Below are 8,753 nucleotides of genomic sequence, written 5' to 3'. Positions count from 1 at the left end.
GGCCCAGGCGCAGGCACGTCGGACCGCGAAGCCCGCCTGCGCAGGGCATCGCGGCGCACTCCCGGAAACGCAAAACGCCCCTTGCGGGGCGTCTTTGCATGTCTGGCGGAGAGAGAGGGATTCGAACCCTCGATAAGGCTTTTGACCCTATACTCCCTTAGCAGGGGAGCCCCTTCGGCCTCTCGGGCATCTCTCCATGTTTTGTTCCCCCGCGACGTCAAAGGGAGGCCACGGGAGCCGGCAAGGATACCGGCCGATGCCCGTGAGGTAAAGAGGGAATATCAGCGTCCGCCCGATTCGCCGGTCTGGCCGCCGCCGTTTTCGCTCTCGCCCTTGATGCGTTGGTAGATCTCTTCGCGGTGCACGGCCACGTTCTTCGGCGCATTGATGCCGATGCGAACCTGGTTGCCTTTAACGCCGAGAACGGTAACGGTCACCTCGTCGCCGATCATCAGGGTTTCGCCGACCCTGCGGGTCAGAATCAACATAGCTGTTACTCCATTTAATGCTTGTGGTTACAGGCCCGTCTGCATGTTCTTGCCTCACCCCTGAGCACAGTCACAACGCAGAGCTGACGTTAACGTCCGTCAAAGGCCTTACCGCCTTCCCCGGCTCCAAACACCAAGATGCCTTTTAGGTATCTGGTGCCACCTTCAGCGCCACCGCAACCAGCGACACCGATATCTGATCGATACTAGCCGAGCCCCGGCGTTGCGTGCAATCTACACACAATCTTGACGCGTGGTCCATACGCGGCGCATCAACTTTTCAGCTGCGTACCGATCCAGGCCACTGTACCTGCCAGAACGTCAGGCAATTGTGGTTTGTCCACGCCACCGCCTTGCGCCATATCCGGGCGACCGCCGCCCTTTCCATCGATCTGACCGGCCACGTGCGCCACGATATCCCCGGCCTTGATGCGGCCTGCCGCTTTGCCGTTGACGCCGGCCACCAGCGAAACGCGCCCGTCGGTGGCGCCAGCCAACACCACCACGCAATCGTTGAGCTGTTGTTTGAGCTGGTCGACACCGTCACGCAATGCCTTGGCGTCCAGGCCTTCCAGGCGCGCTGCGACGACCTTGATGCCGGCGATCTCCTGCGCGGTCTGGGCAAGGTCGCCGGTCATCGAGCCGGCCGCTTTGGCGCGTAGCGATTCCAGTTCGCGCTCCAGCTTTTTCTGGCGATCGAGCAGTTGCTTGAGCTTTTCCGCCACCTCGTCGCCGCTGGTGGAAAGCAGTTGCGACAGCTCACCCAGTCGGCGCTCTTCCTCGGCCACGTAGGCCAGCGCGCCGGCGCCGGTCACCGCTTCGATACGACGCACGCCGGAAGCCACGCCGGCCTCGCTGACGATCTTGAACAGGCCGATGTCGCCGGTACGGCTCACGTGCGTGCCGCCGCACAATTCGGTGGAAAATTCGCCCATTTTCAACACGCGCACTTCATCGCCGTACTTCTCGCCGAACAAGGCCATGGCGCCGAATTCGATGGCGTCGTCGTAGGCCATGTGGCGCACTTCGGCTTCCACGTTGCGGCGCACCTCGTCGTTCACCAGCGCTTCAACCTTCGCCAGTTCCTCGCGGCTGACCGGCTTGAAATGCGAAAAGTCGAAACGCAGGCGATCGGGCGCGACCAGCGAACCTTTCTGCGTGACGTGGGTGCCCAGTACCTTGCGCAACGCGGCGTGCAGCAGATGCGTGGCCGAGTGATTGAGCACGGTGGCTTGCCGGCGCGAGGCGTCGACGGCGGCATCGATTACATCGCCGGTGCGCAAGGGCTGCGAGCCATGCCAGCGGCCCGCATGGCCGAAGAACACGCCGCCCATCTTGATGGTGTCGCCGACGTCGAAACGCCCAGCGCCGTTCGACAGCGCGCCGGTGTCGCCTACCTGGCCGCCGGATTCGGCGTAGAACGGCGTTTGATCGAGAATGACCAGGCCTTCTTCGCCTTCCGCGAGCTGGCCGACCTGCTTGCCCGCCTGCACGATGCCGACCACTTTGCTGGCGCGGCTGGCGAGGGCTTCGTAACCCAGGAAAACCGTGGGCGCGAGCTGGCTGGCCAGTTCCGCCGGCATCTGGCCCTTGGCTTCGAAACGGCTGGCGGCGCGGGCGCGTTCGCGCTGCTGCTCCATGGATTGCTCGAAGCCGGCCATGTCCACGCTGAGGCCGCGCTCGCGGGCGATGTCGGCGGTGAGATCGACCGGGAAGCCGTACGTGTCGTACAGGCGAAACGCGTCTTCACCGGCGATCGTCTTACTCGACTTGGCGGCGATCTCATCGAACACACGCATGCCGTGCTCCAACGTTTCGCCGAAGCGTTGTTCTTCGGCGCGCAGCGCCTCCTCCACCAACCGCTGATTTCCGGCCAGTACCGGATAGGCACTACCCATTTCCTCGACCAGCGGCTGCACCATTTTCCAGAAAAAATCGCCGCGCACGCCGAGCATCCAGCCGTGGCGAAGCGCACGGCGGATGATCCGGCGCAGCACGTAGCCGCGGCCTTCGTTGGAAGGCAGCACGCCGTCCACGATCAGGAAGGAGCAGGCACGGATGTGATCGGCGATCACGCGCAGGGATTTGTTGCCCAGGTCCGGCGTCTTGGTCAGCTCGGACGCCACTTTGATCAGATGCTGGAACAGATCGATCTCATAATTGGAATGCACGTGCTGCAGTACCGCGGCGAGGCGTTCCAGCCCCATGCCGGTATCCACGCACGGCGCCGGCAGTGGCGACAACGTGCCATCCGGCGCGCGGTCGAACTGCATGAACACCAGGTTCCAGATCTCGATGTAGCGGTCGCCATCCTCATCGGGCGAGCCGGGCGGGCCGCCGGCGACGTCGGGGCCATGGTCGTAGAAGATTTCCGAACAGGGGCCGCAAGGGCCGGTATCGGCCATCTGCCAGAAGTTGTCGGACGCGAACGGCGCGCCCTTGTTGTCACCGATGCGCACGATGCGTTCGGCCGGCACGCCGATTTCCTTGTGCCAAATGTCGTAGGCCTCGTCATCGGTGTGATAGACGGTGACCCACAGCTTGTCCGCCGGCAGCTTCAGTACGCCGCTCAGCAATTCCCACGCGTAATGGATCGCGTCGCGCTTGAAGTAATCACCGAAGGACCAGTTGCCCAGCATCTCGAAGAAGGTGTGGTGGCGCGCGGTGTAGCCCACCGAATCGAGGTCGTTGTGCTTGCCGCCGGCGCGCAGGCAGCGTTGCACGTCGGCCACGCGCGCATGCGGCAGTTTCTCACTGCCCAGGAACACGTTCTTGAACTGCACCATGCCCGAGTTGGTGAACAGCAAGGTGGGGTCGTTGGCCGGCACCAGCGAGCTGGATGGCACGATGGTGTGATCCTTAGAGCGGAAGTAATCGAGAAAAGCGGAACGGATGTCAGCGGTTTTCATTGAGTTCGGGGCTTAAGACGAAAAAAAGGGACGCGAAACGACGACGTCCACCGGCCCCGAAGTTCAGGGGTTTTCGTCGGAGGCATCGTCCACTTCGGCGTGGGTAACATCCCGTACTGTGGCGGCGGCAAAGCCGCGGCGCAAGAGGAATTGCGCACGCCGCGCGCGTTCGGCGGGGTCTACCGGGCCTCCGGCGCCGTAGCGGCGGCGTAGCTGGGCGGCGGCGGATTGGGCCCAGTCGATATCGGCGGCGTCGAGCAGGCTGCGGATGCGCGCATCCGGAAGGCCGTGGCTTTTCAGTTCCGCGCGCAGGCGCATGGGGCCGTAGCCCTGGCCGAAGCGATTGCGGATCAGGGCTTCGGCGAAGCGGTCATCGTCCTGGTAGTGCTGGGTGCCGAGGCGTTCGAGCGCCTCGCTGGCTTCATCGCGGGCGTAGCCGCTGCGATCGAGCTTCTGGCGCAGTTCCTTGCGCGAGTGTTCGCGGCGGGCGAGCAGGCCCAGCGCCTTGTTGTAGGCGCTGGGCTTGGGTTTGGCATGCGGATCGTCGGCGCGTTTCTTCATGTTCGTGCGACTCTCTCCTTAGATTGAGGACCGAGAGCCGGGGACGTCAGAACACCTTGTAAACCTGCCCTGTCTGCGCACCTTCCACGCTGCGGCTGAAGGCCAGCGCCGCACGTGCGGCGCTCACCGGTTCGAAACCGCGGAAGAATGGCGCATACGCCGGCATCGCCTCAGTCAGCACGTTGGGGCTCACCACGTTGATGCGCAGCCCACGAGGTAGCTCGATGGCGGCCGCACGCACGAAGGCTTCCACCGCACCGTTGACCAGACTGGCCGAACTGCCTGCGACGATCGGCTGCTCGGAAAGAATGCCGGTGGTAAGCGTGATCGAACCGCCGTCGCGCAGGTGATCGCGCGCAGCCAGCGCAAGATTCACCTGCCCGAGCAGCTTGTCAGCGATGCCCAGCGTATGCAGCGATTCACCGTAGGGTGCCGGCTTGAAATCCGCCAGCGGGGCGAACGTCACCTTGCCGGCCGCGCTGATCACGGCATCCAGTTCGCCGGCCTGTTGCAAGGCGCTCTGAATGCTTTTGACATCGGTGAGGTCGAGGCGGATGCTGCCGGAATGGCGTCCGGCAGCGATCATGTCATGGCGTGGCGCGAGTTCCGCCTCAACCGCGCGTCCGAGCGTGCCCGAGGCGCCAATCAGCAGGATGCGCAGGCGACGCTCGCCCGGCATCAGGCTTCTTCCATGGCTTCTTCGGAAGCGGCCAGCGTGCTGCTGCCGCCGACCAGCAGGCGGGCGCGCAGCTCGCGGTCGACTTCATCGGCGATCTTGGGGTTGTCGCGCAGGAACTGGCGTACGTTCTCCTTGCCCTGGCCGATGCGGTCGCCCTTGTAGCTGTACCACGCGCCGGATTTCTCGATCAGGTTCTGCGCTACGCCCAGCTCGATGATCTCGCCCTCGCGCGAGGTGCCTTCGCCGTAGAGGATCTCGAACTCGGCCTGGCGGAACGGCGGCGCCACTTTATTCTTCACCACCTTCACGCGCGTTTCCGAGCCGATGACTTCCTCGCCCTTCTTCACTGCGCCGATGCGGCGGATGTCCAGGCGCACCGATGCGTAGAACTTCAACGCGTTGCCGCCGGTGGTGGTTTCGGGGCTGCCGAACATCACGCCGATCTTCATGCGGATCTGGTTGATGAAGATCACCAGACAGTTGGATTTCTTGATGTTGGCGGTGAGCTTGCGCAGCGCCTGGCTCATCAGGCGGGCGTGCAGGCCCACGTGGGAATCGCCCATTTCGCCTTCGATTTCGGCCTTGGGCGTGAGCGCGGCGACCGAGTCGACCACCACGATGTCCACCGCGCCGGAACGCACCAGCATGTCGGCGATTTCCAGGGCCTGTTCACCGGTGTCAGGCTGCGAGACGAGCAGGTCTTCCACATTCACGCCAAGCTTCTGCGCATAGGTGGGGTCCAGCGCATGTTCGGCGTCGACGAAGGCCGCGGTGCCGCCATTCTTCTGGCAGTTGGCGATCACCTGCAGGGTGAGCGTGGTTTTGCCGGAGGATTCCGGACCGTAGATTTCGATGACGCGGCCACGCGGCAGGCCGCCGACACCCAGGGCGATATCCAGGCCCAGCGAACCGGTGGAGATGGTTTCGATGTTGTCGTCGGTGCGGTCGCCCAGGCGCATCACCGCGCCCTTGCCGAATTGCTTCTCGATCTGGCCGAGGGCCGAAGCGAGCGCCTTGCGCTTGTTGTCATCCATCGTCTTGGTTCCGGTCGTGTTCGTGGTCATGGCGGTCATGATGCCCGGACTGAGTCTCACGGGCTGGGATGCGGGATAGAGCTTGAAGTATCCCACATCGGTCAAGCCGGAAAGCTGGTCAATTTCTACTCAATCCGTCAGCGTCTCCAGCACGCCTTCGAGCGCCGCCGCCACCGTCTGCCGCCGCACCGCCTCACGGCCGCCTGGGAAATGGAACAGCTTCGCACGCGCGGCACCGTCGCGCCGCTGCCAGCCGACCCAGACCGTACCGACCGGTTTCTGCGGCGTACCGCCGGTGGGGCCGGCGATGCCGGTGACGGCCACGGCGACATCCACATTCAGGCGATCCAGCGCGCCGGATACCATCTCCAGCGCCGTGTCTTCGCTGACCGCGCCGGTGCGTTCCAGCGTCTCCCTGCGCACGCCCAGTAGCGATACTTTGGCTTGATTGCTGTAGCTGACCACGCCCGCTTCGAACCAGGCGGAGCTACCTGGCAGGTCGGTGAGCGTCTTGGCGATCCAACCGCCGGTGCAGGACTCGGCGCAACTCAACGACAAGTGGTAGTGCAACATCGCGGCAGCGACGCGCGTGGCCAGCAGCTTTAATTCGGCATCAGTAGGAACGGACGACAACTCCATGCGAAACTCCGCGACTTGCGAATTTCCCGTTGTACTCGTTCCACCCGACGACGCCAAGACCAGAACGCATGAATCAGGACGAACTTTCACTGCACACCCCCTTGATGCGCCAATACCTTGCGGCCAAGGCCGCGCATCCGGATGTGCTGCTGTTCTTCCGCATGGGCGATTTCTACGAGTTGTTCTACGAAGATGCCCGCAAGGCCGCGCGCTTGCTGGACATCACGCTTACGCAGCGTGGGCAATCGGCAGGACAACCGATTCCGATGGCCGGCGTGCCGTATCACGCGGTGGAAAACTATCTGGCCAAGCTGGTGCGGCTGGGCGAGTCGGTGGCGATCTGCGAGCAGATTGGCGATCCAGCGCTGGCAAAGGGACCGGTGGAACGCAAGGTGGTGCGCATCGTCACGCCGGGCACGGTGACGGATGCTGCGTTGCTGGAAGAACGCCGCGACAACCTGCTCCTATCCATCGCCGCCGGCGCGCACGGTGCATACGGTCTGGCATGGGTGGATCTTTCCAGCGGACGCTTTCTGCTCAGCGAAGTCACCAATGCCGAAGCGCTCGCCGCAGAACTGGCGCGCCTGCAGCCGGCCGAAACGCTGGTGGGCGAAGATGTTGCATGGCCAAAACTGGTCAGCGCCCTGCCCGGCCTGCGCAAGCGGCCACCGTGGCATTTCGACAGCGACGCGGCGCGGCGTGAATTGAACCGTTTTTTCGGTACGCGCGATCTTTCCGGTTTCGGCATCGACAATTTACCGCTTGCGATCGCCGCCGCCGGCTGCCTGCTCGGCTACGTGGAAGAAACGCAGAAGAGCGCATTGCCGCATCTTTCCGGCATGGCCGTGGAAAGCGCCAGCGAGACGATCGCGCTGGATGCTGCCACGCGCCGCAATCTGGAACTGGATACACACCCAAGCGGAAGGGTCGAGCACACCTTGCTTGGCGTGCTGGATGAAACCGTGACACCGATGGGCGCGCGTCTGATGCGTCGCTGGCTCAACCGCCCGCTGCGTTCGCGCGACACGTTGCGTCGTCGTCACCAGGCGATCGGCGCGCTGATCGAAACCCGGCGTTACGAAGCCTTGCGCGAACAGCTGCGGGGCATCGGCGATCTGGAACGTATTCTCGCGCGCGTCGCGTTGCGCTCGGCCCGTCCGCGAGACCTATCGACGTTGCGCGATGGCTTGTCGGCCGCACCGGCCTTGCGCGAATCGATCGCCTCGCTGGACAGCCCGCTGTTGCACGATCTGGTCAACGGCATCGGCGATCACGCCGGCACCGCGGATCTTCTGAAGCGCCACATCGTCGAACAGCCGCCGGTGCTGCTGCGCGACGGTGGCATCATCGCCGATGGTTACGATGCCGAACTGGACGAACTGCGCCGCCTCGCCACGCACGCTGATCAATACCTGGTCGAACTGGAAGAACGCGAAAAATCCGCCAGCGGCATTCCCACGCTGAAAGTCGGCTACAACCGCGTCCACGGCTATTACATAGAAATCAGCAAGGCGCAGTCGGACAAGGCGCCCACGCACTACACGCGCCGGCAGACCACCAAGAATGCCGAACGCTACATCACCGAAGAGCTGAAAACCTTCGAGGACAAAGTGCTTTCCGCCAAGGAGCGTTCGCTGATGCGCGAACGGGCCTTGTATGAATCCCTGCTCGACACGCTCACCGAGCAACTCGAACCGCTCAAGCACGCCGCCGCTTCCATGGCCGAGCTCGACGTGCTTTGCACTTTGTCCGAACGCGCCGAAGCCTTGGATTGGAGCGCGCCGGAACTTTCGGATGAGCCCGGCCTGCTGATCGAACGCGGCCGCCATCCCGTCGTGGAAAAAGTGCGCGAGGAGCCGTTCGAGCCGAACGACCTGGTGCTGGACGATCACCGCCGCATGCTGGTGATCACCGGTCCGAACATGGGCGGTAAATCCACCTACATGCGCCAGAACGCCTTGATCGTGTTGCTCGCGCATATCGGCAGCTACGTGCCGGCGGCGCGCGCGGTGATCGGCCCCATCGATCGCATCTTCACGCGCATCGGCGCGGGCGACGATCTTTCGCGCGGCCAGTCCACCTTCATGGTGGAAATGAGCGAAACGGCGAACATCCTGCACAACGCCACGCCGCAAAGCCTGGTGCTGATGGATGAAGTGGGACGCGGCACCAGCACCTATGACGGCTTGGCGCTCGCACGCGCGGCCGCTGTGCACCTGGCGGCGAACAGCAAGGCCTACACCTTGTTCGCTACGCACTATTTCGAACTGACGGAACTTGCCGTCGAATATCCCAACATTGCGAACGTGCATCTGGACGCCGTCGAATACGGCGATCAATTGGTTTTCATGCACGCGGTGAAGGAAGGCCCAGCCAATCGCAGCTTCGGTTTGCAAGTGGCCGCGCTGGCAGGCCTGCCCAAATCGGTGATTGCCGACGCGCG

At 63.7% G+C, this 8,753-nt stretch carries 7 protein-coding genes and 1 tRNA gene; 1 reads left to right on the top strand and 7 read right to left on the bottom strand.

The window, feature by feature from the left end:
* Positions 1 to 103 precede the first annotated feature (103 nt).
* From ACTHNE_RS16785 to ACTHNE_RS16755, 7 genes are all read right to left on the bottom strand, one after another.
* A tRNA-Ser gene (locus tag ACTHNE_RS16785) sits at positions 104 to 196 on the bottom strand.
* 85 nt (positions 197 to 281) lie between these two features.
* On the bottom strand, positions 282 to 488 hold the full coding sequence (gene csrA / locus ACTHNE_RS16780) for a carbon storage regulator CsrA (protein ID WP_324945135.1): 207 nt from the start codon (positions 486 to 488) through the stop codon (positions 282 to 284).
* Positions 489 to 760: 272 nt separating this feature from the next.
* Positions 761 to 3,397, bottom strand: a complete 2,637-nt coding sequence (alaS, locus tag ACTHNE_RS16775) for an alanine--tRNA ligase (RefSeq protein WP_440269839.1) — start codon at positions 3,395 to 3,397, stop codon at positions 761 to 763.
* 63 nt (positions 3,398 to 3,460) lie between these two features.
* Positions 3,461 to 3,958: a regulatory protein RecX gene (locus tag ACTHNE_RS16770; protein WP_440269838.1), complete on the bottom strand. Its 498-nt coding sequence runs from the start codon at positions 3,956 to 3,958 to the stop codon at positions 3,461 to 3,463.
* Positions 3,959 to 4,004: 46 nt separating this feature from the next.
* Positions 4,005 to 4,619: a short chain dehydrogenase gene (locus ACTHNE_RS16765; protein ID WP_440269840.1), complete on the bottom strand. Its 615-nt coding sequence runs from the start codon at positions 4,617 to 4,619 to the stop codon at positions 4,005 to 4,007.
* A gap of 17 nt (positions 4,620 to 4,636) precedes the next feature.
* Positions 4,637 to 5,671, bottom strand: coding sequence for a recombinase RecA (gene recA / locus ACTHNE_RS16760; protein ID WP_324945159.1), 1,035 nt, complete (start codon positions 5,669 to 5,671; stop codon positions 4,637 to 4,639).
* Positions 5,672 to 5,800: 129 nt separating this feature from the next.
* Positions 5,801 to 6,310: a CinA family protein gene (locus ACTHNE_RS16755; protein WP_440269837.1), complete on the bottom strand. Its 510-nt coding sequence runs from the start codon at positions 6,308 to 6,310 to the stop codon at positions 5,801 to 5,803.
* Between the two features lie 68 nt (positions 6,311 to 6,378).
* Between ACTHNE_RS16755 and mutS the strand changes: the two genes are divergently transcribed.
* Positions 6,379 to 8,753, top strand: a 2,375-nt coding sequence (gene mutS, locus ACTHNE_RS16750; protein ID WP_440269836.1) for a DNA mismatch repair protein MutS, incomplete at its 3' end; no start/stop codon positions are given.

The organism is Dyella sp., from assembly GCF_051954575.1.
Taxonomy (GTDB): Bacteria; Pseudomonadota; Gammaproteobacteria; order Xanthomonadales; family Rhodanobacteraceae; genus Dyella_B.
This window is presented reverse-complemented; position numbering and strand designations above follow the sequence as displayed.

What these genes read in the sequence shown, in the direction of transcription:
- csrA (WP_324945135.1), bottom strand. Translation starts at nt 488, where the DNA reads ATGTTGATTCTGACCCGCAGGGTCGGCGAAACCCTGATGATCGGCGAC.
- alaS (WP_440269839.1), bottom strand. Translation starts at nt 3,397, where the DNA reads ATGAAAACCGCTGACATCCGTTCCGCTTTTCTCGATTACTTCCGCTCT.
- ACTHNE_RS16770 (WP_440269838.1), bottom strand. Translation starts at nt 3,958, where the DNA reads ATGAAGAAACGCGCCGACGATCCGCATGCCAAACCCAAGCCCAGCGCC.
- recA (WP_324945159.1), bottom strand. Translation starts at nt 5,671, where the DNA reads ATGGATGACAACAAGCGCAAGGCGCTCGCTTCGGCCCTCGGCCAGATC.
- ACTHNE_RS16755 (WP_440269837.1), bottom strand. Translation starts at nt 6,310, where the DNA reads ATGGAGTTGTCGTCCGTTCCTACTGATGCCGAATTAAAGCTGCTGGCC.